The organism is Nocardia sp. CA-084685, assembly GCF_050955785.1.
GTDB lineage: Bacteria > Actinomycetota > Actinomycetes > Mycobacteriales > Mycobacteriaceae > Nocardia.
The window spans coordinates 2,114,862-2,139,566 of the sequence record NZ_CP192094.1 but is presented as its reverse complement, the minus strand read 5'-3'; the positions used below and the strand labels follow the sequence as shown (position 1 = coordinate 2,139,566).

Genomic DNA, 24,705 nt, shown 5'->3' with positions numbered 1-24,705 from the left:
CCTCCATGTGTTGGCAGTTCCTCTCCACCCTTACATACATACGGTATGTATGTCTACGGTTACGCCTCCTACCAGGGGTGGAGATTCGCGAGCTGACATGGACGCTTGACCAGTTCCGCGCTACGGTGCAACGAAAGAACGAAGGAGACAGAACTCACATGACGCTGCCCGACGCCCCCATGCGCCCATTCGAGACCGCCGAACTCGGCCTCGCGGAGTTCGCGCTCGCCCTCGCGCAGGGCAGGATCAGCTCCGTGGCCGCGGTCGGCGCCGCACTGGACCGGATCGAAGCGAGCCAGCCGACCCTCAACGCCTTCCGCATCGTCCGGCGCGAAAAGGCACTCGCCGAGGCCGCCGCGGCCGATCAGCGCTTGGCCGCGGGTGAACAACTCCCCCTGCTCGGGGTGCCTATCGCGATCAAGGACGATACCGATATCGACGGTGAGCCAACGGCATTCGGCTGCGGCGGCGACCTTGCGCCGAAAACCGAAGATGCGCAAGCGGTTCGACGGCTGCGTGCGGCCGGTGCGGTGATTGTCGGCAAGACCAATATCTGCGAACTCGGCCAACTACCGTTCACCAGCGGCGCCGCCTTCGGTCACACCCGCAACCCATGGGGTGCCGAATACACGCCGGGCGGCTCATCCGGCGGTTCCGCTGCCGCCGTCGCGGCCGGATTGGTACCCGCCGCACTGGGCTCCGACGGTGCGGGCTCGGTCCGCATCCCGACCGCTTGGACCAATCTCGTCGGCATCAAACCGCAGCGCGGCCGCATCTCCACCTGGCCAGCCGCCGAGGCATTCCATGGCCTCACCGTGCACGGACCGCTGGCGCGCACCGTCGCCGATGCCGCACTGCTGCTCGATACCGCCGCCGGACCGCATCCCGGCGATCTGCACACACCCGAAACCCTCACCGTGTCCGATGCCGTCGGTCGCGATCCGGGACGATTGCGGATCGCCCTCTCACTGCGAATCCCGTTCACCGCCACCAGAACAGCGCTGCATCCGCAGGTCGAAGTCGCGGTGCGGCGCATCGCAACCACACTGCGTCGCCTCGGTCATTCGGTAACCGTGGCGGACCTGCACTACGGCATCATGATCGGCGCATCCTTCCTACCGCGCTCGCTGGCAGGGGTCAGCCACGTCTATGACAAAATGCCTGGTATACAAGTGGATCCACGCACCACCGCGAATGCCTGGTTCGGCCGTGCGCTCAGCGGACCCGCACTATTCGCGGCGCGCAAGGCGGAAACGTTGCTACACAAGCGAATCGGCGGCTTCTTCCGCGACTACGATCTGGTGCTTGCACCCACCACCGCGACTCCCCCACCCCGCGCCGAAGAGATCGACGGCATCGGCGTCAATGCCACCAACGACCTCATCACAGCCGCATGCCCGTACACCTGGCCCTGGAATGTACTCGGCTGGCCCGCGGTGAATGTTCCCGCCGGTTTCACGGATAATGGCCTGCCGGTAGGCGCGCAACTCATGGGCACCGCGAACACCGAGCCGCTCCTGGTTTCCGTTGCGGCACAACTGGAATCGGAACTCCACTGGGAGCGCGAGCGGCCCGCACCATGGTGGTGAGTTCAGCGATCGAGGGGTCCAGACCTCCGTATCGTTCTTGGTGCCCGCCGGACACCCGTCCGGCCCCGGGCCGTCGAGGACAACCTGCGGATATATCAGCAAGCACTGCTGCGGCTGGGCGGGCGTCCCAAGGCCGGTAGCGACGAGGATGCCGGTGGTCGAGTCGTCGGCAACTCGACCTCGGGAGAAGTACCGCGTCCCGGTCACTCCCAGATAGTTGGTCCCGCGCAGTTGCAGTGCGATGGCGGCACGATTGATATCGCGGGCGCGCTCGGGCCAGGCACGATTGGCACGGACAGCCGTCAACGGGCCGACTATAACAGTGCGGGCGCATTGCCACAGCGGGCTCGAATGCCCCCATTCCTGGGGTGTCCCTGCCGTCAGAACCCGAGCTTGCCGAGCTGTTTCGGGTCGCGCTGCCAATCCTTGGCAATCTTGACGTGCAGGTGCAGGTAGATACGGACGCCGAGGATGTGTTCGATTTGTTTGCGGGCGTTGGTGCCGACCTCTTTGAGTCGCGCGCCGCCCTTGCCGATGATGATGGCCTTCTGCGAGGAGCGTTCGACGTAGAGCAGGGCGTGCACGTCGAGCAGGTCTTCGTTCCCTTCGCGCGGGAGGACCTCTTCGATGACCACTGCGAGCGAATGCGGGAGCTCATCGCGCACGCCCTCGAGGGCGGCCTCGCGGATGAGCTCGGCCATGAGGGTTTCCTCGGGCTCGTCGGTGAGCTCACCGTCGGGGTAGAAGGCCGGGCCCTCCGGCATTTTCGAGGCGATAACGTCGACGAGAACCTCGACCTGTTCGCCCTTCACGGCGGAGACCGGTACGACGTCGTGATCGGGGCCGAGCAGTCGCGACAACGCCATCAGCTGTTCGGCGACCTGGTCGCGGCTCACCTTGTCGATCTTGGTGACCACACCGAGCAGGGTCGTCTTCGGCGCCATCTGCTTGATCTGCTGCAGGATCCACTTATCGCCTGGCCCGATTTTCTCATCGGCCGGAATGCACAGGGCGATCACGTCGACTTCGGAATAGGTATCGCGGACGAGATCGTTCAGCCGCTGGCCGAGCAGGGTGCGCGGCCGGTGCAGACCAGGGGTGTCGACCAGGATGAGCTGGGCGTGATCGCGGTGCACGATGCCGCGGATGGTGTGGCGGGTCGTCTGCGGGCGCGAGGAGGTGATCGCGATCTTCTGCCCGACCAGCGCATTGGTCAGCGTCGACTTGCCGGTATTCGGGCGGCCGACGAAACAGACGAAGCCGGAACGGAATTCGGTGGTCGTATCAGCCACCCCGCACCTCCGCGCCCGCGGCGTCGTCGACGATCTCGAAGACCGCACCCGAGCGATCGGTGAAGACGATACGTGCCTCGGGCGAAACCTCGCGAACCGCGAAGACGCCCGCATCCGAGAGCCTGCCGCCGACGACCACGGCCGCCTCGAATCCCTCTGCGCCACTGGAGATCGCGGCCGCGACCGCAGCCTGCAGCGCGGTCAGCCGAAGGGACTCCAGCGCGACATCACCGGCCACGTAGGTGCGGCCATCGGTATCGCGGATGGCCGCGCCCGAGCTGCCGCCGGTGCGACCGAGCGCGCTCTTGGCCAGCACCACGAGTTTGGTGTCCTCGGCATCCAATTCGGTCATTCGCTATCTCCGTTCTCATCACGATCGAACGGGATCTCCCGCTCGGATCCGTTACTTTTGCGCTTGCCGTTGGAGTTGTCGGCCTGCGATTTCTCCGTCGCCTTACGCACCACGACGGTGTGTACCCGCACCCGTCCCCGCGCGTCCGCGCCGCCTTCACCGCGCAGCACCAGGCCGTGCACGACGGCTTTGGAGCCCGGCAGCGGCACCCGGCCGAGTGCGTGCGCGAGTAGGCCGCCGACGGTATCGACGTCCTCCTCCTCGATTTCCAGGCCGTACAGTTCGGCCAGATCGTCGACCGACAGCCGCGCCGAAACCCGGTAGCGCCCATCGCCCAGGTCTTCGATGGGCGGGGTTTCGTCGGTGTCGTACTCGTCGGCGATCTCACCGACGATCTCCTCGAGCACATCCTCGATGGTCACCAGCCCGGCGATGCCGCCGTATTCGTCCACCAGCAGCGCCATATGGTTTCTGCGGCGCTGCATTTCGTCGAGCAGACTGTCCAAAGGTTTGGAGTCGGGCATGAACACCGCCGGGCGCATGGCATCGCGCACCTGCACCTTACGACTTCTATCCGCATAGGGCACAAGGTCTTTCAGGTACACCACCCCGAGGATATCGTCGACGTTCTCGCCGACCACCGGAATGCGGGAGTGACCACTGCGCACCGCGAGCGATATCGCCTGTGCCGCAGTCTTATCGGCCTCGATCCAGACCATTTCGGTACGCGGCACCATCACCGCGCGGGCCGTGGTGTCGCCGAGTTCGAACACCGACTGGATCATCCGTCGTTCATCGTCGGCCACCACACCGCGTTCACTGGCCATCTCGACCACTTCGCGCAGTTCGATCTCGGATGCGAAGGGACCGTTGCGAAATCCCTTACCCGGGGTGATCGCATTACCGATGAGAATCAGCAGCCTGCTGACCGGACCGAGCACCGTGCCGATGAACTGCAGCGGTAGCGCCGAGGCCAAGGCGATCGAGTAGGCGTGCTGACGACCGAGTGTGCGCGGACCGACCCCGATCACCACATAGTCCACCAGCACCATGACGGCGGCGGTGCACAGCAGTGCCCAATTGTCGTCCCACAGCGGGATCAAAGCCGCCGCCAACAGCACCGTCGCGCAGATCTCACACAGAATACGAAGCAGCACAAGCAGATTCACATATCGCGGCCGGTCGGCCACGATTCTGGTCAGCCGCACCGCGCCGGACCGCTCCGCCCGGACCATATCGTCCAGACGCGCCGGTGAGATCGTGTTCAGCGCCGAATCGACACCGGCGAACACCCCACCGACCGGGACGAGCAGAATCGCCAGCAGAATCAGGGTCAGCGAATTCACGCGGGACCTAGCGCCTCACCGGGCGTTGTGAAACCGGCCTTCCCCAGCAGCCGGGCGTCGCGTTCGGCCAATTCGGCTCGCCGCCGTGCTTCGCGAAGGCTCTCATACCACTCCTCGAGCAGCCGCGCCTGCAACGCGAACATCTCCTTCTCCTCCTCCGGCTCGGCATGGTCGTAGCCGAGCAGGTGGAGCACGCCGTGCACGGTAAGCAGCGCGAGTTCGCGATCGAGCGAGTGACCGGCCTTGCGGGCCTGGCCAGCGGCGAATTCGGGGCACAGCACGATATCGCCGAGCATGGACGGCCCTGGTTCGGCGCTGTCGGGGCGACCGCCGGGCTCCAGTTCGTCCATCGGGAAGGACATGACATCGGTCGGGCCGGGTAGGTCCATCCAGCGCATGTGCAGATCCGCCATGGTGTCGAGATCGACGAGCACCATCGACAGCTCGGCCGCCGGATGCACATCCATCCGGCCGATCACGAATCGCGCGACACTGACCAGGTCTTCTTCGGGTACGTCGATACCCGATTCGTTGGCGATCTCGATGCTCACCTGAACAGGGTATTCGGTGTGCCCGGGCCCGCACCGCGCGGCTGGCCCGGACACGTCCGTCGCACTAGCGCCGATCTGCCCGGTTAGCGGCGCGACGCTGTGCGCGATTGCCCGGATAGTGCGGTCCGACCTGGGTGACCCGCTCCGCCTCGGCCCGCTCGTAGGCGTCGACAATATCGGAGACCAACCGGTGCCGAACCACATCGCTGCTGGTGAGCTCGGCGAAATGGATATCTTCGATGCCGGTCAGGATCTCATTCGCCGCGCGCAGACCCGAGCGCGCGCCATTGGGCAGGTCGACCTGCGTGACGTCACCTGTCACCACGATCTTCGAGCCGAATCCGAGTCGGGTGAGGAACATCTTCATCTGCTCGGCCGTGGTGTTCTGCGCCTCGTCGAGAATGATGAACGAGTCGTTAAGCGTGCGACCGCGCATGTACGCCAGTGGCGCGACCTCGATGACACCGGCCGCCATCAGCTTCGGAATCGCCTCCGGATCCATCATGTCGTGCAGCGCGTCGTAGAGCGGACGCAGATACGGGTCGATTTTCTCGTTGAGTGTGCCGGGCAGGAAGCCGAGCCGCTCGCCCGCCTCGACGGCCGGACGGGTGAGGATGATCCGGTTGACCTGCTTGGTCTGCAATGCCTGCACGGCCTTGGCCATCGCCAGATACGTCTTGCCGGTGCCCGCGGGGCCGATGCCGAACACGATGGTGTTGGCGTCGATCGCGTCGACGTAGCGCTTCTGATTGAGGGTCTTGGGACGGATGGTTTTACCGCGTCGGGACAGAATGTCCAGGCTCAGCACCTCGGCCGGGGATTCCGATGAACCCTCGGTGAGCATGGATACGGTGTGGCGCACCGCCTCCGGGGTCACCACCCGATTGCGACCGGTCAGCGCGACGAGCTGTTCGATCACCCGCTCGGCCAGCGCGACATCTGCCGCCTTGCCGGTGAGGGTGACGGAATTGCCGCGCACATGGATATCCGCATCCAGCAACTGCTCGAGTTCACGCAGGTTCTGGTCGGCCGAACCAAGGAAGGGGAACACGGATTCGGGAGCGAGTTCGATGCTGGAACGCACGGTGCGCGCTGCCGGGCCCGATCCGTTGTCTGCACCCCGGGCGATGGAAGATGGGGTGGGTAAGCTCCCGCCTGCAGGAGGTGTAGTCGGGTCGCCGATCTCGCCTTGTGTTCTCAAAAGTGGCTATAGCCTGCTTTCCGGTCTCGAATTGCTCGTTGATGAAAGTTTAACGCGCACCACTGACAACACGCATTGAATAAACGGCTACCTTGGGGGCCACCCGGGCTGGCGATTGCCTGCTGATCGCTGCCTACCGCCGCCGCAACTGGATTCCCCCGCGCCGGCGTGCCCAATCCTCGGTGAAGTCACGAAATCGACGCACCGCCTCCGATGGCGGGGCGGTCGCCGACCAGATCAGTCCCACATCGCGGGCCGCCGCCGCATCGGCGAGCGGGACGGTCACGATGCCCGATAGCGAACCGGCTGCCGGGGTGGGATCTTCCAGCGGCAGCAGCGCGACGCCGAGTCCGGCCACGACCAGCCCCGCGGCGGTGAGCAGATCGCTCGACTCGAAGGCGATGCGGGGCCGGATATTCGCGGCGGCGCAGAGTTCGTCCAGAATGCGGCGCATACCGAAACCCGGATGCATGGTGATGAATTCGGCGTCGCCCAGTTCGGCGAGACGGATCTGTCGGCGGGCGGCGAGCCGATGTTCCGAGGGCACGGCCAGCACAAGTGGCTGCGCGAGCAGTTTGCGCCAGCCGAGACCCGCGGCCGAAGGACGGGGCGAGACGATCGCCAAATCCGCTGTACCGTCGACTATTTGATCGATAACCGCGTCGAACGCGCCCTGCCAAAGGGTGAACGAGATGCGGGGCGAACCGCGCCGGAAACCGCCGATCAGTTGCGGGATGAGCCAACTGCCGAAGGAATGCTGGAATGACAGGCGCACAACGCCTTTCGCCGGATCTGCGAGGTCGGCGACGGCCTGGGCCGCGGCATCGAGTTCGGACTGGGCGCGGCGAGCATGTTCGTAATAGGTCCGGCCGAACTCGTTCAGCACGATGCGCTTTCCGTGGCGGTCGAAGAGTTCGACGCCGAGGCGGCGCTCGAGGCGGGCCAGCATGCGCGAGAGCGTCGGCTGGGCGATATGCAGCCGCTCGGCAGCCGCGCCGACCCGCTCCAGTTCGGCGAGTGTTGTGAACCACAGTAGGTCCTCACCCAGCACGTACGGACCTTTCCTTATGCGTCTGCTGCATTAGAAACTAGATTACTATTCATTTCCATACTTAAGGGCGTGCGCGGATTCTGATGCCATGACCAGCACATCAGACGAACGTCGGATCACAACGGCACTGTTCGCGGCCGGGCTGACCACCTTCGCGTCGATGTACAGCGCGCAGGCGTTGCTGCCGAGTCTGTCGGCGGCATTCGGGGTCGCCCCGGCGCAGGCCGCCTTGGCCGTGTCGTTGACCACCGGATTTCTCGCGGTGGCGATCGTGCCGGTGAGTGCGTTGTCCGCGCGGATCGGGCGGACAACGGTGATGACCTGGTCGGCGGTGGTGTCGGCGGTCATCGGTTTACTGCTGCCGCTGAGCCCGTCGCTGGAGGTGCTGCTTGCGGGGCGGGCGCTACAAGGGGTGGCATTGGCCGGGGTTCCCGCGGTCGCAATGGCGTATCTAGCGGAGGAGATCGGCGGGGATGGGCTGGGCGCGGCGATGGGTGTCTACGTGGCGGGCACGTCGATCGGCGGGTTGTCCGGGCGTTTGATTCCGGCATTCGCATTGGATCTGACCTCATGGCGCTGGGCCGAGGCCGCGATCGGGATGGCGGCGGCAGGTTGTACCGTCTGGTTCGTGCGCGGGTTGCCTCCATCGCGTGGGTTCGTCGCTCGGCCTGCCGGAATGCGTACCGTGCTGAGTGATATCGGTGCGCCGTTGCGGCACGGCGGGCTGTCGGCGCTGTTCGGACTGGCCTTCGTACTGGTGGGCGGGTTCGTATCGATCTACAACTTCTTGGGCTATCGACTGACCAGACCGCCGTTCGAATTGCCTGCGGCCGTTGCGGGTTCGGTGTTCCTGCTGTATCTGGCGGGCACCCTCGCCTCGGCCGCCGCCGGGCGGTGGGCCGATCGCATCGGCAAACATCGCGCGCTCGCGGCTTCGGTCGCACTGATGGGCGTCGGCGTCCTGGTCAGCATCCCGGACCAGTTGATCGCGGTCATCCTAGGGATAACCCTCTGCACCGCAGGGTTTTTCGGCGCCCACGCGGTGGCGAGCACCTGGGTTGGCACGATAGCTCCCGGTGGCGCCGCATCGTCGCTGTATCTGTTCACCTATTACCTCGGCAGCGCCATCATCGGTGGTACGGCTGGTATCGCATATGCGAAGGGAGGATGGGTCGGTCTGGCGGCCTGCGTCGGGGCGTTGCTGGCCGTGGCCGCAGTTCTGGTGTGGTACTTGGCGATTCACGCTCGCCGCGGGTTCGAAACCGCTTCCCTGGTATGTGCAGCACCGACGGCGTGATATCCGGCGCTCATGACCGTGGTCGCAGACCAGCGATCTGGAGGCCGAGGATGAACCGCCCGAGCGCGGACGTTTCCAGCAATCGAAGGGCAATGTCGCTGGATATCGCTACACGCGATAACACCACAACATTTGGGTCATATACGCCAATCGCAGAGGTGGCCGACCGTTAACTACAGCGGCTGCCTGGCCGATTCACTACTGTGACCGACATCAGATTCTCATCCTTTGGGGGTTTCACATGCTGATCTTCGGCTGGCAGAGGCGTCTGCACACGCTCGCGATGATCACTTTGGTCTGTGGCCGATGCGGCAACCCCGCCGCACACGCGCTCCGCAGACTCGCCACCACGTTCACCGTCTTCTTCATCCCGATCCTCCCACTCGGCAACAAGCACTACATGGAATGCACCTGGTGTGGCGCATCGACACCCCTCGCCGTACCCCAAGTCACCGGCCTGATCGCCCGCGCCAACGCCGAAAGAATGGGCTCCACCCAGTACCAGCAGCCTCCCCAAGGCGCGCCCAACGGCCAGTGGCCCACCCCCGACGCACACAACGCTCATCCGCTGCAGGCCGCCCTCGCCGCGCCTAACTCCCGCCCGCAGCAGCCAGCCCTCGCCGCCCCCCACACCAGCTGGCAGCAGCAGCCCGCTCCCAGCGCACCGAACGCCCATCAGCAGCAACCAGCGCCCAACACCAACTGGCAGCAGCCCGCGTTCAGTAGACCCGACGCCAACTGGCAACAGCAGTCTGCTCTCCGCGCACCGAACGCCGACTGGCGGCGCTGACCCGAGCACCAATGGGCCGCGCCGACCGTAATCGAATGGCGGCGCGCCCCAACGCGCCCGCTGCCCTAGGGCAGCGACCCGCCGACCAGTAGCAATGACCCGAGCGACACACGCAGCGCCGGTTCAGCTCCCCCGATGAGTATCCGACTTCGGTTGGGCGATGATCGCGGCTCCCATCCAGCGTCGTAGATACCGACGCAGCTCACCGTCGCTTCGCGGCGGATTGCCCGGCGAAATGAAGAACGACTGCATTGTTCGCAGGATGTATTCGACGAGTTCGTGCAGCGACGCGTCGTCGTAGCCGTATCGCGCCCAATCAACGTCGAAGCGTTTGATCATCGTCATGCCGAAGGTTTGCGCCGCTTCGGATGTCATGCCTTCGGGGTGCACATTCGAATATGTGCTCGACAGCAGAATGCCCAGATGGGGGGTCCGACGCACGTCGGCCAGTGTGAAGACCACGCCCTCGGTCATGGCTTCGACCGGGTCCTCGATACCGCCGACCTGCTTTGTCAGCCGATCCAGAAAGTCATCGACCGATGCGATCGCCGCGGCCTGCATCAGCGTGTCCGCGCTGGGGAAGTATCGGTACACCGTCTGACGGATGACACCGAGCGATTCCGCGACGTCGGCAATGCTGATCTCCGAACCTGTCCGTCCGATGAGATCGACGGCGGCGGCGACTATTCGACGGGACGCTTCTTCATCGCTGTCCGGCGGGCTCCCGCCCCATCCACGCCTTCCTGCCACTGCTCGCTTCCTCGGCTCGAACCAATGTCCGTCGCGTGCGAAATCGGCAGCGGGACAACCCCGCCGACCGGTCCTGATCAGGGGCTCGACGCTACCACAGGCCTCGTCGCGCCATTATCATCATACACTCTATCCAATCTGTGTATGATGACCCGCGTCCGAAGCTTCGACGCGTCCGAACACGGCTATAGCCCCCTTTCGAAACACGAGGTACAGCCAAGTGACTGATCTACAGGTCCGAAAGATGCGATTCGCATTCGCGGACTACGACGTACCGTTCCTGTGGAACGAAAAGAACCCGGCCTTCTCGTCGATGGCCAATGCGGTGTCCTTCCTGGCGATCGGCTTCGAGAAGATGATCGTCAATATGATTCGCGAGGCCATGCCGCGGATAACAGATCCCGAGGTCGCGGAGGAAGCCGACGCGTTCGTGCGCCAGGAGGGTCAACACTCGACCGCGCACCGCCAGCACGCCAACGGTCTGATCAGGCGATACCCAGGCCTCCAGGAAACCCTCAACGAAGTGATCGCGGAATTCGACCGCCTGACCACGCACACCTCCCTGGAATATCGACTGGCCTATACCGCCGACCTGGAGGCCACCTTCACCCCGGTGTTCAAACTGATGCTCGACAACGATTCGACCCTGTTCCGGCCGGGAGACGATCGCGTCGCATCGCTGTTCATCTGGCATTTCGTCGAGGAAGTCGAACATCGCAGCTCGGCGCTGATCATCTTCGATTCCATTGTCGGCAGTGACGCCTACCGAATGCGCATGGCGCCGTCGATCTTCCGGCACGTTATGAAGGTCATCAAGGTTGCCTGCGCGGGCTTCAATAAGCATGTGCCGCAGGAGGATCGGCACATCGATGCACTGGCGATGTTCGCGACGCACCGGACTGCGCAGAAGCTGCGGAAATTGTTGCGACTGCCCGTCGAGGACAACGGTCCGATGTCGCGCGCATTCGACGATCTACGACTCGGCGAACAACTGACCGCACTGGTGGGCGTCGTCCGTAGTCAATTGCCCAGACACAACCCGGATCACGAGAAATTGCCCGCACTCGCCGACGTTTGGTTCGAACGCTATAACGCCGGTTACGACGTATCGCACTGGTACACCGCCGATACCATTGCGGCACAGGGGGACTGATGTCCGATCATTGCGCACCCACATTCGACGAACTCGCGAAGGCGCTCGGCTTTTCCTGTCAGGAGGCCGGTGGACTCGTCGAAGTGCGAAACCCGTTCGCATTGGAGAACTGGACGCTGCCGGTTCTGGAGTTCACCATCGTGCTGGGCGCGATCCTCGCGCTGATCTATGCGATCGTGCGGTTGCGTCGGCACGCCGACCCCACCAATCTCGTGGTCTGGTTCGGCGCGACGGCGTATCTGTTCATTATCGAACCGCCGCTGTATTTCCCCGCGGCCTTCGGCATCGATGAACACGTCGACACCATGTTCGCGCACAACGTCTTCACTGTGGATTTCCTCTGGGGTCGACTCCCCCTCTATATCGTGGCGATCTACCCATTCATGGCCACACTGGCCTTCGAAATCGTCCGAATGCTCGGCGTCTTCCGTCGGTACGGTGTTCTCGTCGGCGCGGTCTGCGTGGGTTTCGTGCACCACGGCTTCTATGAGATCTTCGACCATCTCGGACCGCAGCTGCGCTGGTGGGAATGGTCGATCGAAAACTCGCTCAATCAACCGATGTTCGATTCGGTACCGCTACCGAGTGTGGTGGTGTTCGCCGCGCTGTGGCCGATGTCGCTTGCGTTCTTCGTCCAGTTGTTCGTCGGCCGCTACGTCGACCAGGGGCGCGGCTTCTCCGGACCGCAGTTGGTGTGGCGCACGGTCGTCATCGGCCTTCTCGGGTCTTTGGGGACCGGTGTATTGCCGATCCCGGCAACAGTTTTCGGTGCCGGGAGCACCTCGGTGCGTGGATTCCTCTATGCGGCCGAATTGGTTATCGTCAGCATCGTCGCCCTTCCGGTTCTCACTCGGCAGTGGCTGCGGCTACGGCGAGAACACTCGGATTACACGAACGGCTTCGTGCGGGTTTACAGCGTCGTCTATCTGGCCGTCATGGCATTGCTCTGGGTGACCGCGCTGCCCGATTACTTCGCCGCCGTCGACGGTTCGACGAGCAATGGCGACCCCATCGGGAATCTCTGGTATGCGCTGGGGTGCTTCACGGTGGCACTACTTTGTGTGTTCGCGATCTTTACGGTGCCGTACCGACCCGACCCGCTACCAGCGGGAGGTCAACGCGCCCAAAGCGCCGAGGGCGACGGCGGCAGCGGTGGAGGTGCGCAAGACGGTGGGTCCGAGCAGGGCGACGTCGGCGCCCGCACCAGTGAAGGCGGTGAGCTCGGAGTCGTCTAGCCCGCCTTCAGGGCCGACGACGAGCAGGATTTCGGTGGCCTCGGCGAAAGGCAACTCGACGAAGCGCGCGGTGCCGGATTCGTGTAGTGCCACCGCGATTCCACCCGCGGCGACGACCGCGCGGATTTTATCGAGTAGCTCGCGGGTGCGGTGCAGCTCGGCGACCTCGGGAATATAGGCGCGACGGGATTGCCGGGCGGCCGTGCGGGCGGCGGCGCGCCATTTCTCGACCGCCTTGCCTGCCTTGGCTTCCCAATTGGCGATGCAGCGCGCGGCCTGCCACGGGATGATGACATCGGCGCCCGCCTCGGTCATCAGCTCGACGGCCAGCTCCGATCGGTCGGATTTCGGCAGCGCCTGCACCACGGTCACCCGCGGCGTCGCGGGCGCGGCCAGCATCCGGTCGAGCACCTTGAGCTCGAGCCGATCCTTCTGCGCCGCAACGACCTCCGATGCCGCGAGCAGACCGGAGCCATCGGACAGCGTGATCGGCTCGCCGACCCGGATGCGGCGAACGGTCGCGGCATGGCGTCCCTCCGGACCGTCCAGCACCGCGATGGCACCCGGCTGCGGAATATCGGAAAGATAGAAGACCGTGTCGGCCACGGACTATCGCCCGCTGAACGACGCTCGCAGCCGGGCGAACAGACCGCTGTTGTGCTCGGACTGCGCCGACATCACCTCGGCGCGGTCACCTGTGCGCATGCCCTTGTACTTGCGCAGCAGATCGGTCGTCTTGGCGTCGAGTTTGGTCGGTACCACGATGTCCAGATGCGCTAGTAGATCACCGCGCGCACCCGAGCGCAGGCGCGGCATGCCGTGACCGCGCAGCACCGAGATCTCACCCGGTTGAGTGCCCGGCGGAATGGTCAGCTCGGTCGGCCCATCCAGGATGGTGTCGATGACGACGGTGGTACCGAGTGCGGCATCGACCATCGGCACCCGGATGGTGCAGTGCAGGTCGTCGCCGTCGCGCACGAAGACATCGTGCGGCTGCTCGACGATCTCCACATATAGATCGCCAGCATGCCCACCGCCGGGGCCGACCTCGCCCTGCGCGGCCAGCCGCACCCGCATGCCATTGGCCACACCGGCCGGAATCGGCGCGGCGATCTCACGACGCGCCCGCACCCGGCCGTCGCCACCACACTTGTGGCACGGATCCGGAATGGTCTCACCAGCACCGCGACAGGTCGGACACGGACGTGAGGTCAGCACCTGCCCGAGGAACGAACGCTGCACGGACTGGACCTCACCCGCACCACCGCAGGTTTCACAGCGCACCGCCTTGGACTTGCCGTTGGTACCGGCTCCGTGGCAGATATCGCAGAGGATGGCGGTGTCGACGGTCAGGTGCTTGGTCACACCGACCGCGCATTCGGCCAGACTGAGCCGGGTCCGCAGCAGCGAATCAGCACCGGGCTGCACCCGGCCGCGCGGCTTGCGCGTCCCGCCGGAGCTGCCGCTCATACCGCCGAAGAATGCCTCGAAGACGTCGCCGAGCCCACCGAAACCGGCACCGGAGAAGCCCGCGCCGCCACCACCGGCTTCCAGCGGGTCGCCGCCCATATCGACGACGCGCCGCTTCTCCGGGTCCGACAGCACCTCGTAGGCGGTCGACACGTCCTTGAACCTGGCCTGCGCCGCCTCGTCGGGGTTGACGTCGGGGTGGAGCTCCCGCGCAAGCTTGCGGTAGGCGCGCTTGATCTCCTGGTCGGTCGCGTTCTTCGCGACGCCGAGCAGTCCGTAGTAGTCCCGTGCCACTTGAGTTCTCTAGTCCTTGGTTTGCAACAGCATTAGTCGGATGCACTCAACTTTATCCGCCGGAGGATCGAGCGTATCAGCGACGGGGCCTATCAGCGCTCCGCGAGCACCTCACCGATATATCGGGCAACGGCCGCGACCGATGCGATGGTCCCCGGATAGTCCATCCGAGTCGGACCGAGCACGCCCATACCGCCGAGCACCGCACCCGCAGCACCGTAGCCGGTCGATACGACCGAGGTGCCCCGCATCTGCTCGACCTGCGTTTCCTCGCCGATGCGCACCGTGACGGTACCCGGATGCTGTGCGGCGGCGAGCAGCTTCAGCACGATCACCTGTTCCTCCAATGCCTCGAGCACATCGCGCAGCGAACCGGGAAAGACGAAGTCGCCAGCATTGCGGGTCAGGTTGGCGGTGCCGCCGAGCACCAAGCGCTCCTCCGGATGCTCGACCAGAGTCTCGACGAGCACGGTCGAGACGCGCACCAACACATCCCTCAGTCGCACCGGCGCCCGCTCGGGCAGTTCGGCGACGGCCGCGGAGGCGTCGGCGAGGCGCTTGCCGTCCATCGCGCCACCGAGCATGCCCCGCAGTGCGGCGAGGTCCTGGTCATCGATGAGCGCGCCGAGTTCCACAAGACGCTGGTCGACACGACCGGTATCTGTGATCACGACCAGCAGCAACCGAGCCGGATTCAGCGCGACCACCTCGATGTGGCGGACCGTGGAGGCCGACACCGTCGGATACTGAACGACCGCGACCTGGCGGGTCAGCTGAGCAAGCAGCCGGACACCGCGGCGCAGCACATCGTCGAGATCGACGCCGGACTCCAGGAATTCCATGATCGCCCGGCGCTCGGCCGGTGAGAGCGGCTTCACCTCGGAGATGCGGTCGACGAACTGCCGATAGCCCTTATCGGTCGGAATGCGACCGGAACTGGTGTGCGGCTGGGTGATGTAGCCCTCGGCCTCCAACACCGCCATATCGTTGCGAACCGTCGCGCTGGATACCCCGAGGTTGTGCCGCTCCACCAGGGTCTTCGACCCGATCGGCTCCTTGGTCGCGACATAGTCCGCGACGATCGCACGCAGGACCTCGAAGCGCCGATCCTCGGTGCTCGACATGGGCCCCACCTCCTCGCTCGCCCTCGGGTACGTCGTAACGGTCACGTGCGCACCGTCCGCATCGACCCGAATTCGATGCAGGTTACTTGGTACGTCTATTTATCCAGTCTAATTGCCTACTCGACAATTGCCCGTTCGCATACCTTGCACACTTGTGACCCAGGCCTCCTCGGGACCGACGGACGTTGCGCCGGAGCGAGATCCGACCGCTACTCCCGCCACAGCCAGCCTCACAGGAAGATTCGAAAGCCGCGAACAACCTCGCGAATCACCACATGGATCGGCGGCGCCCGCCAAAGCCCCGAGGAAAAGCGCAGCAACACCTGGCAGCGCGCACGCGTGTGCACCGAGTCGAGTGATCGTTGTCGAGGCCGGGGCGAACCACCGTACGACTCACCCCGATGGCGGCGGTCAGGAGCGCGCGGCGGTGCCGAGCAATCTGCGGACGCTTCTCGAGCGGTCAGCGGGCCGCACTCTCTACCACAGCGGCGACCTCGGTGGGATGGGAGACCAAGGAGGCGTGGGATGCGGCGATTTCTGATGTATGGGCACCCATGCGATCGGCCATGAAGCGTTGGGAGGCAGGGGGAATTACGCGGTCGTTGGCTGAGACCAGATACCAGCTCGGAGTCGAGGACCAGGAGGGGGTGCCGGAGGGTTCGAGGTTGGCGGATACGGCCAGGGAGCGTTGGTGGGCGATCATATCGGCGGCTACTTCGGGGGAGACGTCTTGGGCGAAGACGGAGTTGAAGTAGTCGGGGGCCACATAGCCGTCGAGGTTCTTGCCTGCCACGCCATTCGGATCGTCGACCAGACGCACCTGGAGTGCCGGGGGCAGTAACTGGCTGCCGGGGAAGCTGATCGGGTTGATTTCGAGAAGTGCGGATTCGCCTTGTACCGGGGCGAAGGCCGCAATGTATACCAGCGCTCGGACTTTCGGGTCGTGGATGTTGCTGATGACGAAACCGCCATACGAATGCCCCACCAGGACAACGGGTCCGGAGATGGTGTCGAGAGTGCGCTGGATGGCCGCGGCGTCGAAGGCGGGGCCGCGCAGCGGATTGTCTGGAACAACCACCTGATAACCCTGATCGCGCAGTGTCGCGGCCACACCGTTCCAACTCGTGGTGTCGGCGAAGGCGCCGTGTACGAGCACGATCGTCGGAGAGGGTTCGGCGGCTGCGGGGGCGGCCGCGAGGACGGGCGTGAAAGCAAGGGTGAGCGCCGCGATGCAGGCGCGAAGACTACGGGTGATTTTCATCGGAGTCCTGCCTGTCGTCGTTGATGCTGTCGGCAAATGATGTTGTCACCTTTTGCCGAGCACCAATAGCTAGACGGACTGATCGGTCGGCTACGCCGCCCAGAGCGAGCACCGACCAAAACCACTCATACCTATTCCACGCTGTCGCGAAGGCTCGAGCACCTCGCATAGCGGGTGACTACCTCGCACACCGCCGACGTTGCGCGAGGTAGTGACAGCTTGTGCGGGAGCGCCGCTGCCGCAGGCAGCACCTGGGAGGCTGCGGCACGCAGCGAGTAGACGAGCCCGCAGTTACAGCTTGGACACGGTTTTCGCCATCTTTCCCGCCAGCGCATCGAGGCCGAGCATCGCGAGTAAAGACTCGCAATCCGCCGCGTTCTCGGCGTGGCTGGCGACCGTCCTGGCGGCTACAGCGCACTGTCGTGCAGTTTCGGCCTTCTCCGCGGCCCGCGCCTCGGCGAACTCGCTCTGCTCGGAGATAAGGGTGATGTGTCGTGCCGGTGGCATAGGACTCCTTGGGTTGGTCCGCAGCCTACGCGTCTTTACCGATCTGTGACAGTGCAACGGACCGCATTCGATGAAACCAGTCGTGAAATGGGGATGAGTCACAATTGCGCGCTATGCGGGCTCGCCATCGTCGGCCAGTTCGATGATGTCCTTGCCACACGCACCCGCCGCGAGGGCGCCCGAGCTCGGCGACGAACGGTATCGCCCAAGCGAAGTCAGGTCAGCAGGTCTCGGATGACGCCGTCGGCGAGTAGGCGACCGCGGTCGGTCAGAATCAGGCGGTCAGCGGAGCGAATTGCCAAGCCGTCGGCAATGATTCGGGTTGCGGCGGCGAATTCTGTTGGATCCAATTCGTGCAGTGGTAGACCGGTGCGTAGGCGGATGGCGAGCATGACGCGTTCGGTGTGCTGCTCGTCGGCGGTGAGGACTTCCCAGCCTGCGGCCGGGAAACCGCCGCGCGCGACGGTATCGGCATAGCGCGCAGGGTGTTTGACGTTCCACCAGCGGACCCCGCCGACGTGGCTGTGCGCGCCGGGGCCCGCGCCGAGCCAGTCACCGCCGTCCCAGTAGCCGAGGTTGTGCCGACAGCGCGCGGAATCGCCTGCGGCCCAATTGGATACCTCGTACCAAGTAAGACCGGCGGCGTTGAGGCGTGCGTCGATGCGCTCGTAGCGGGCGGCCAGCACATCGTCGTCGGGGGCGGGAAGTTCGCCGCGACGCACGCGGCGGGCCAGGGCGGTGCCGTCCTCGACGATGAGCGAGTAGGCCGAGACATGGTCGACGCCCGCGTTCAGCACCGCATCCAAGCTCGCGTCCAGATCACTGTCGCGTTCACCGGGAGTGCCGTAGATCAGATCGAGATTCACATGCTCGAATCCGGCCGCGCGTGCCTCTTCGGCAGCGGCCACTGCCCGGCCCGGCGTGTGAGTGCGGTCCAGCACCTTCAGCACATGCTGGGCCGCGGATTGCATGCCGAGCGAGACCCGGGTGAATCCGGCCGCGCGAATGCGTTCGAAGAACTGCGGTGAGGTCGACTCCGGATTGGATTCGGTCGTCACCTCGGCATCGGCGGCCAGGGTGAAGTTCACGCGCACCGAGTCCAGCACGTCCGCCAAGCCGTCACCGCCGAGCAGGGATGGTGTGCCACCGCCGACGAAGATCGTCGCCACCTCGGGTGTGGCCGTCGGCAGGGCAGCAAACCGTTCGGCCGCGGTCGCCAACTCAGCGCGCAACGCTTCGAGCCAGGACTGCGGCGACGCCGAGGTGCCCAGTTCACCAGCGGTATAGGTGTTGAAATCGCAATATCCGCAGCGTGTGGCGCAGAACGGCACATGGATGTAGATCCCGAACGGCCCGCCGCCGAAGTCGCGCAGCACCAGGGCAGGCGTCTCGGTCTCGATGGGGGCGGCGGCGGAACTCACCACTCCAGTGTGACCGTCGCTCTGCCGGCCCCGGTCACCAGGCACCCTGCTCCCGTAGGCGGGGCCCCTTGGCCGCAGTCCGCGAACCAGATCCACATGTCTCGAGGTCCGCAGGATTGCGGACGGTCGCCGGGGACCGTCAGCACAATCCGAGCAAACGCGACGAACCGCAGCGGATATCAGTCGGCGACCAGCGTGTTCTGGTTGGCCGTCAAGAGCCATCGGCCGTCCTCCTTGGCCATGACGTACATCGGCGAACCCTGACCGGTCAGCTGACCGTTCCCGTCGAAGTACCGCTGGACCACCTTGACCGCGGCCACGTCAGGCCGGATGAACAGCACGTGCTCGACCTCGTAGGTCGCGGTAGCGTCCCGCATCGCACCCGGCAGGACCTGGGCGGTGAACTCGGCGATGGCAGTGCGACCGAACAGGCGCTTGCCGCTGCCGGTGGTCCAGATGGCGTCCGCGCGAAACAGTCCGACGAATTCGGCGACCAGCTCGTTCTGCTGCGAGTGTTGAACGGTGGCGACGACCGCGCGGATGGCGTCGAGATCGGTTTCGGTGCTCATGCCAGCGAGCTTGCTACCTCGACCTAACTCGAGGTCAACCCGAGTGACTCGCTTCACCGGCGGCGATCTCGACGAATCATGCGACGCATTCGGACCACTAACTATGACGGCCATCACAATCGGCTCGCGTAGTCCAGGGAATTTCCCTAGATTTCGCGGGAAATATGGCCACCCGGTCGGAAGGGCCATTCTGACGTGGCAGAATAGCCGCATGCGCGGATCTGGAGTACGACTTGTGGCACGTCGCCACGTCGACTACAAGCGCGTCTGCAGTGCCTGCTGTCTGCCCGGTTCCCACCGGTAGCTCAGCGGCGCGCATTCCCGGGATTGCCCGGTGATCACCCGATTTCGACGGACATCGGCCCGCTGACACCGCGGGCGTGAGTTCAGCCCCCTCACGCCTTCAGCACGGATGTACCCTCACCCAGCAGGAGCGACCCCCATGACGTCGAGCACCGACGCCGGTCCAACGGATCAGCCCCAGCCGGAATCCCGGCCCGGGCAGCATGCGCGCCCGGTCCGCCCGGCCTCCGAACGACGCGTCCGTCCGGACCGTCCCCGGACCGAGGCACCGACGGGCCCGCGGGTCCGCACAGGTAAGCCGGTGCGCCGCAAGGCCGAGGGCCAGTGGGCGCTCGGCTACCGCGAGCCGCTGAACCCGAACGAGCAGTCCAAGAAGGACGACAACCCGCTCAATGTCCGGGCCCGGATCGAGAACATCTATTCCAAACAGGGCTTCGACAGCATCGACAAGGGCGATCTGCGCGGCCGGTTCCGCTGGTGGGGTCTCTACACCCAGCGCGAACAGGGCTACGACGGCACCTGGACCGGTGACGAGAACATCGACATTCTCGAGGCCAGGTACTTCATGATGCGCATCCGCTGTGATGGCGGCGCATTGAATGTCGCGCAACTGAAGACCCTCGGCGGGATCTCCACCGAATTCGCCCGCGACACCGCGGACCTTTCCGATCGCGAGAACGTCCAGTACCACTGGATCGAAGTCGAGAACGTCCCCGAGATCTGGAAGCGGATCGAAGGTGTCGGCCTGAAGACCACCGAGGCATGCGGCGACTGCCCGCGTGTCGTGCTCGGCTCACCGCTGGCCGGTGAATCGCTGAACGAGATCATCGACCCGACGCCCGCGATCGAGGAGATCGTTCGCCGCTACATCGGCAAGAAGGAGTACTCCAACCTGCCGCGCAAGTTCAAGACCGCGATCTCGGGCCAGCAGGATGTGGTGCACGAGATCAACGATGTCGCGTTCGTCGGGGTGAATCACCCGGAACACGGCCCTGGCTTGGATCTCTGGGTCGGCGGCGGCCTTTCGACGAATCCGATGCTGGCCCAGCGCGTCGGCGTGTGGGTACCGCTGGATGAGGTCCCCGATGTGTGGGAGGCCGTCGTCTCGGTCTTCCGCGATTACGGCTACCGCCGCCTGCGCACCAAGGCCCGGTTGAAGTTCCTGATCAAGGACTGGGGCATCGAGAAATTCCGTCAGGTGCTCGAGGACGAGTACCTGAAGCGCAAGCTGATCGACGGTCCCGCCCCGGAACAGCCGACGAAGCCGATCGATCACGTCGGCGTGCAGCGGCTGCGCAACGGGCTCAATGCGGTCGGCTTCTCCCCCATCGCGGGCCGAGTGTCGGGCACCGTGTTGACCAAGGTCGCCGAGGCGGCGGAGAAGTACGGCTCGGACCGGATCCGGTTCACCCCGTACCAGAAGCTGATCATTCTCGATATCGCCGACGATCAGGTCGATGCGTTGATCGACGAGCTGGAACCCCTTGGCCTGCAGGCACGTCCGTCGCTGTGGCGTCGGAACCTGATGGCCTGCTCCGGAATCGAATTCTGCAAGCTCTCCTTCGCCGAGACCCGCAAGCGTTCCCAGGCGCTGGTGCCGGAGTTGGAGGAACGGCTCGCGGATCTCAATGCGCAGCTCGATGTTCCAGTGACCATCAATATCAACGGTTGCCCGAACTCTTGCGCGCGTTCACAGATCGCCGATATCGGCTTCAAGGGTCAGCTGATCGACGACGGCGCCGGGAATCATGTCGAGGGTTTCCAGGTTCATCTCGGTGGCAGCCTGGGCTTCGACAGCGCCTTCGGTCGGAAATTGCGTCAGCACAAGGTGACCACCAATGAACTCGGTGACTACATCGAACGGGTGGTGCGCAACTTCATCAAGCACCGCGAGGACGGCGAACGGTTCGCTCAGTGGGCGGTTCGTGCCGACGAAGCCGACCTTCGGTAAATGGGAGAACTAGCGTGACAACGGATCAAGTACAGGTGGACCTGCCCGCGAAGCTGTCGGAAGAAGAGTTGCGGGCGATCGCCGAAAAAGGCGCGGCCGAACTCGGTCCCGATGCCACGGCAATGGATTTGCTGCGCTGGACCGAGGACACCTTCGGCACCGGCTACATCGTCGCCTCGAATATGCAGGACGGTGTGCTGGTTCACCTTGCCGCCCAAGTGCATTCGGGTGTCGACGTACTCTTCCTCGACACCGGTTACCACTTCGCCGAGACCATCGGCACCCGGGATGCCGTGGAAGCCGTGTACGGCGTGAATGTGATCAATGTGCGGCCGGAAAACACTGTGGCCGAACAGGATCAGTTGCTCGGCAAGGATTTGTTCGCGCGTGATGCCGGTGAATGCTGCCGGTTGCGCAAGGTTGTACCGCTGAAGCGCTCGCTCGGCGGCTACAACGCCTGGGTCACCGGCATCCGCCGCGTGGAGGCTCCGACCCGGGCCAACGCCCCGCTCATCTCGTTCGACGAGGCGTTCGGACTGGTGAAGATCAACCCGATCGCCGCCTGGTCCGACGACGAGATGCAGGCCTATATCGAACAGCACGGCATCCTCGTCAATCCCCTGGTGGAAGAGGGATATCCGTCCATCGGCTGCGCTCCGTGCACACGGAAGCCGGAGCCGGGTTCCGATCCGCGAAGCGGCCGTTGGGCCGGCCTCGCCAAGACTGAATGCGGGTTGCACACAGCATGACCGAGTCAGGGCCCGGAGGAGGCAGCCTGCGTAACCACGTAGGGCCCCTCGGGCATGCAGAAATGGGACACAGCATGACCGAGTCAGGGCCCGGAGGAGGCAGCCTGCGTAACCACGTAGGGCCCCTCGGGCATGCAGAAAGCGACACAGCATGACCGAAACCATCAGCGCACGATCCTTGGGCATCACCGATTTCGACACCCTTGCGGCGTTGGAGTCGGAGTCGATCCACATCTTCCGTGAGGTGGCGGGCGAATTCGAGCGGCCGGTGATCCTGTTCTCCGGCGGTAAGGATTCCACGGTGCTGCTGCACCTGGCGCTCAAGGCCTTCTGGCCCGCGCCGCTGCCGTTCGCGCTGCTGCACGTCGATACCGGGCACAACCTGCCCGAGGTGCTCGAATTCCGCGACAAGATCGTCGAAAAGTATGGCCTGCGACTGCATGTCGCGAAGGTCGAGGACTACCTGGCCGACGGTCGGCTCACCGAGCGCCCGGACGGTATCCGCAATCCGCTGCAGACGGTGCCACTGCTGGATGCCATCACCGAGCACCGCTTCGACGCGGTCTTCGGCGGCGGCCGCCGCGATGAGGAGCGTTCGCGCGCCAAGGAGCGAATCTTCTCGCTGCGCAACGCCTTCGGGCAGTGGGATCCGAAGCGGCAGCGGCCCGAGCTGTGGAATCTGTACAACGGCAAGCATGCTCCCGGCGAGCACGTCCGGGTGTTCCCGCTGAGCAACTGGACCGAACTCGATATCTGGCGCTACATCGCGCGTGAGGATATCGATCTGGCGAGCATCTACTACTCGCACGAGCGTCCGGTGTACCAGCGCGATGGCATGTGGATGACGCCCGGCGTCTGGGGCGGCCCACGCGACGGCGAGGTGCTCGAGACCCGTTCGGTGCGCTACCGCACCGTCGGCGACGGATCCTCCACCGGCGCAATTCTTTCCGACGCTGCCGATAACGAGGCGATCCTCGCCGAGGTGGCCGCGTCCCGTTTGACCGAGCGCGGTGCGACTCGTGGCGACGACCGAGTGTCGGAGGCCGCGATGGAAGACCGCAAACGAGAAGGATATTTCTGATATGTCCGACCTATTGAGGCTGGCCACCGCCGGTTCTGTCGACGACGGTAAGTCCACCCTGGTCGGACGCCTGCTCTACGATACGAAATCCGTACTGGCCGACCAGATCGACGCCGTCACCCGCGCGTCGGTGGACAAGGGTCTTGCCACGCCAGATCTTTCGCTGCTCGTGGACGGGCTGCGCGCGGAACGCGAGCAGGGCATCACCATCGATGTCGCCTACCGTTACTTCGCAACGCCCAAGCGGTCTTTCGTGCTCGCGGATACGCCCGGGCATGTGCAGTACACGCGCAATACCGTCTCCGGTGCGTCCACCGCGCAGCTGGTGATCCTGCTCGTGGACGCGCGCAAGGGCGTCATCGAGCAGACCCGTCGCCATGCCGCGGTACTCGCGCTGCTCGGCGTGCCGAAGCTGGTGCTCGCGGTGAACAAGATCGACCTGGTCGATGATCCGGCGACCGTATTCGCCGCGATCTCGGCCGAATTCAACACCCTCACCAGCACACTCGGCTGGGCCGCCGAGGATGTGCTCGAGATTCCGGTCTCCGCACTGCACGGTGACAATATCGCCTCGCGCTCGGCGAACACCCCGTACTACGACGGACCTTCGCTGATCGAGCACCTCGAATCGGTGCCGGTAGATGCCGACAGTTCGGGCGCACACTCCATCGGCCTGCGCTTCCCGGTGCAGTACGTAATCCGCCCACGCACCGCCGAATACCCGGACTACCGGGGCTACGCGGGCCAGATCGCGGCGGGCTCGGTCTCGCCCGGCGACGAAATCGTAGTGCTGCCCTCGGGTATTCGCTCCACCGTCGAGCGCGTCGATACGCCCGATGGTGAGCTCGCCGTCGCACAGGTCGGCCGCAGCGTCACGCTGATCCTGACCGACGATGTGGACATCTCGCGCGGTGACATCATCGCCTCCCCCGCCGATGCGCCGGAACCGATCGACACCTTCGACGCGACCGTCTGCTGGCTCGGCGATAAGCCGCTGCGTCCCGGCGCCCGCCTGCTGCTCAAGCACGGCACCCGGACCACGCAGGCGATCGTCGGGGCTATCGTCGAACGGTTCGACGAGCAGAACCTGACCGCCGAGCCGAGCCCGGAGGCGTTGGCGCTCAACGATATCGGTCGCATCTCGGTGCGCGTCGCCGAGCCGATCGCGGCCGACGACTACCGCGTCAACCGGCACACCGGCAGCTTCCTACTCATCGATCCGGCGGGTGGCAATACTCTCGCCGCTGGTCTGGTCGGTGACGTGCTGACCGCGGTCGAGGTCGGAGTCTGAGGTGAATTCGCCCGGTGGTATCGGCTCGGTGGCGCGGCTGCCGGGTGGATCCATGTGGGCGGAACTGGCACGGTTAG

Annotated in this window: 23 protein-coding genes and 1 pseudogene; 10 read left to right on the top strand and 14 right to left on the bottom strand. The window is 64.9% G+C overall.

Annotation, left to right across the window (positions count from 1 at the left end):
- Positions 1–158: 158 nt before the first annotated feature.
- Complete coding sequence (locus ACQP2U_RS09455) at positions 159–1,589, top strand: amidase (protein WP_433714312.1); 1,431 nt, start codon at positions 159–161, stop codon at positions 1,587–1,589.
- Between the two features lie 380 nt (positions 1,590–1,969).
- Here the strand turns inward: ACQP2U_RS09455 and era are convergent, their stop codons facing one another.
- The 6 genes from era to ACQP2U_RS09425 form a co-directional block, all read right to left on the bottom strand.
- Entirely contained in the window at positions 1,970–2,881 is a 912-nt protein-coding gene (gene era, locus ACQP2U_RS09450) for a GTPase Era (RefSeq protein WP_433714311.1), read from the bottom strand.
- A complete protein-coding gene (locus ACQP2U_RS09445) occupies positions 2,874–3,233 on the bottom strand; it encodes a cytidine deaminase (RefSeq protein ID WP_433714310.1) in 360 nt (119 codons plus the stop codon). The genes era and ACQP2U_RS09445 overlap by 8 nt, the downstream gene beginning before the upstream one ends.
- Entirely contained in the window at positions 3,230–4,579 is a 1,350-nt protein-coding gene (locus ACQP2U_RS09440) for a hemolysin family protein (RefSeq protein ID WP_433714309.1), read from the bottom strand. The genes ACQP2U_RS09445 and ACQP2U_RS09440 overlap by 4 nt, the downstream gene beginning before the upstream one ends.
- Complete coding sequence (gene ybeY / locus ACQP2U_RS09435) at positions 4,576–5,130, bottom strand: rRNA maturation RNase YbeY (protein ID WP_433714308.1); 555 nt, start codon at positions 5,128–5,130, stop codon at positions 4,576–4,578. Before ybeY ends, ACQP2U_RS09440 begins: the two co-directional genes overlap by 4 nt.
- A gap of 64 nt (positions 5,131–5,194) precedes the next feature.
- A complete protein-coding gene (locus tag ACQP2U_RS09430; RefSeq protein ID WP_433716413.1) occupies positions 5,195–6,259 on the bottom strand; it encodes a PhoH family protein in 1,065 nt (354 codons plus the stop codon).
- Positions 6,260–6,464: 205 nt separating this feature from the next.
- Positions 6,465–7,382: a LysR family transcriptional regulator gene (locus ACQP2U_RS09425; protein ID WP_433714307.1), complete on the bottom strand. Its 918-nt coding sequence runs from the start codon at positions 7,380–7,382 to the stop codon at positions 6,465–6,467.
- 88 nt (positions 7,383–7,470) lie between these two features.
- Here ACQP2U_RS09425 and ACQP2U_RS09420 point away from each other — a divergent pair, with 88 nt between their 5' ends.
- Positions 7,471–8,679, top strand: coding sequence for an MFS transporter (locus ACQP2U_RS09420; protein WP_433714306.1), 1,209 nt, complete (start codon positions 7,471–7,473; stop codon positions 8,677–8,679).
- Between the two features lie 283 nt (positions 8,680–8,962).
- A complete protein-coding gene (locus ACQP2U_RS09415) occupies positions 8,963–9,469 on the top strand; it encodes a zinc-ribbon domain-containing protein (RefSeq protein ID WP_433714305.1) in 507 nt (168 codons plus the stop codon).
- 123 nt (positions 9,470–9,592) lie between these two features.
- Here the strand turns inward: ACQP2U_RS09415 and ACQP2U_RS09410 are convergent, their stop codons facing one another.
- A complete protein-coding gene (locus ACQP2U_RS09410) occupies positions 9,593–10,219 on the bottom strand; it encodes a TetR/AcrR family transcriptional regulator (RefSeq protein WP_433714304.1) in 627 nt (208 codons plus the stop codon).
- Between the two features lie 220 nt (positions 10,220–10,439).
- Here ACQP2U_RS09410 and ACQP2U_RS09405 point away from each other — a divergent pair, with 220 nt between their 5' ends.
- Entirely contained in the window at positions 10,440–11,372 is a 933-nt protein-coding gene (locus tag ACQP2U_RS09405; RefSeq protein WP_433714303.1) for a metal-dependent hydrolase, read from the top strand.
- A pseudogene (locus tag ACQP2U_RS09400) lies at positions 11,372–12,511 on the top strand (hypothetical protein); the annotation flags it as partial. The gene ACQP2U_RS09405 and the pseudogene ACQP2U_RS09400, both read left to right, overlap by 1 nt.
- Here the strand turns inward: ACQP2U_RS09400 and ACQP2U_RS09395 are convergent.
- The 7 genes from ACQP2U_RS09395 to ACQP2U_RS09365 form a co-directional block, all read right to left on the bottom strand.
- Positions 12,473–13,213 (bottom strand): 16S rRNA (uracil(1498)-N(3))-methyltransferase, encoded by a 741-nt coding sequence (locus ACQP2U_RS09395; protein WP_433714302.1) that lies wholly within the window; start codon positions 13,211–13,213, stop codon positions 12,473–12,475. The pseudogene ACQP2U_RS09400 and the gene ACQP2U_RS09395 sit on opposite strands and share 39 nt — an antisense overlap.
- A 3-nt stretch (positions 13,214–13,216) precedes the next feature.
- Positions 13,217–14,371, bottom strand: coding sequence for a molecular chaperone DnaJ (gene dnaJ / locus ACQP2U_RS09390; RefSeq protein WP_433714301.1), 1,155 nt, complete (start codon positions 14,369–14,371; stop codon positions 13,217–13,219).
- Positions 14,372–14,463: 92 nt separating this feature from the next.
- Positions 14,464–15,495: a heat-inducible transcriptional repressor HrcA gene (gene hrcA, locus ACQP2U_RS09385; protein ID WP_397033243.1), complete on the bottom strand. Its 1,032-nt coding sequence runs from the start codon at positions 15,493–15,495 to the stop codon at positions 14,464–14,466.
- A gap of 460 nt (positions 15,496–15,955) precedes the next feature.
- Positions 15,956–16,756, bottom strand: coding sequence for an alpha/beta fold hydrolase (locus ACQP2U_RS09380; protein ID WP_433714300.1), 801 nt, complete (start codon positions 16,754–16,756; stop codon positions 15,956–15,958).
- 291 nt (positions 16,757–17,047) lie between these two features.
- Positions 17,048–17,263 carry a hypothetical protein gene (locus ACQP2U_RS09375; protein WP_397033247.1) on the bottom strand — a complete coding sequence of 72 codons (216 nt, stop codon included), beginning with the start codon at positions 17,261–17,263 and terminating at the stop codon, positions 17,048–17,050.
- A gap of 215 nt (positions 17,264–17,478) precedes the next feature.
- Positions 17,479–18,684, bottom strand: a complete 1,206-nt coding sequence (hemW, locus tag ACQP2U_RS09370; RefSeq protein ID WP_433714299.1) for a radical SAM family heme chaperone HemW — start codon at positions 18,682–18,684, stop codon at positions 17,479–17,481.
- Positions 18,685–18,863: 179 nt separating this feature from the next.
- The gene (locus ACQP2U_RS09365; RefSeq protein ID WP_433714298.1) at positions 18,864–19,253 is read right to left on the bottom strand and encodes an SgcJ/EcaC family oxidoreductase; all 390 of its coding nucleotides are present in this window, start codon (positions 19,251–19,253) and stop codon (positions 18,864–18,866) included.
- On the opposite strand from ACQP2U_RS09365, the gene ACQP2U_RS09360 reads away from it, so the two are divergent.
- From ACQP2U_RS09360 to ACQP2U_RS09340, 5 genes are all read left to right on the top strand, one after another.
- Positions 19,225–19,557 (top strand): Ms4527A family Cys-rich leader peptide, encoded by a 333-nt coding sequence (locus ACQP2U_RS09360; protein ID WP_433714297.1) that lies wholly within the window; start codon positions 19,225–19,227, stop codon positions 19,555–19,557. The two genes, ACQP2U_RS09365 and ACQP2U_RS09360, sit on opposite strands and share 29 nt — an antisense overlap.
- 138 nt (positions 19,558–19,695) lie before the next feature.
- A complete protein-coding gene (locus ACQP2U_RS09355) occupies positions 19,696–21,507 on the top strand; it encodes a nitrite/sulfite reductase (RefSeq protein ID WP_433714296.1) in 1,812 nt (603 codons plus the stop codon).
- Positions 21,508–21,521: 14 nt separating this feature from the next.
- Complete coding sequence (locus ACQP2U_RS09350; RefSeq protein ID WP_397033254.1) at positions 21,522–22,256, top strand: phosphoadenylyl-sulfate reductase; 735 nt, start codon at positions 21,522–21,524, stop codon at positions 22,254–22,256.
- Between the two features lie 151 nt (positions 22,257–22,407).
- Positions 22,408–23,337, top strand: a complete 930-nt coding sequence (cysD, locus tag ACQP2U_RS09345) for a sulfate adenylyltransferase subunit CysD (RefSeq protein ID WP_397033255.1) — start codon at positions 22,408–22,410, stop codon at positions 23,335–23,337.
- Between the two features lies 1 nt (position 23,338).
- Complete coding sequence (locus ACQP2U_RS09340; protein ID WP_433714295.1) at positions 23,339–24,628, top strand: sulfate adenylyltransferase subunit 1; 1,290 nt, start codon at positions 23,339–23,341, stop codon at positions 24,626–24,628.
- Positions 24,629–24,705 lie beyond the last annotated feature (77 nt).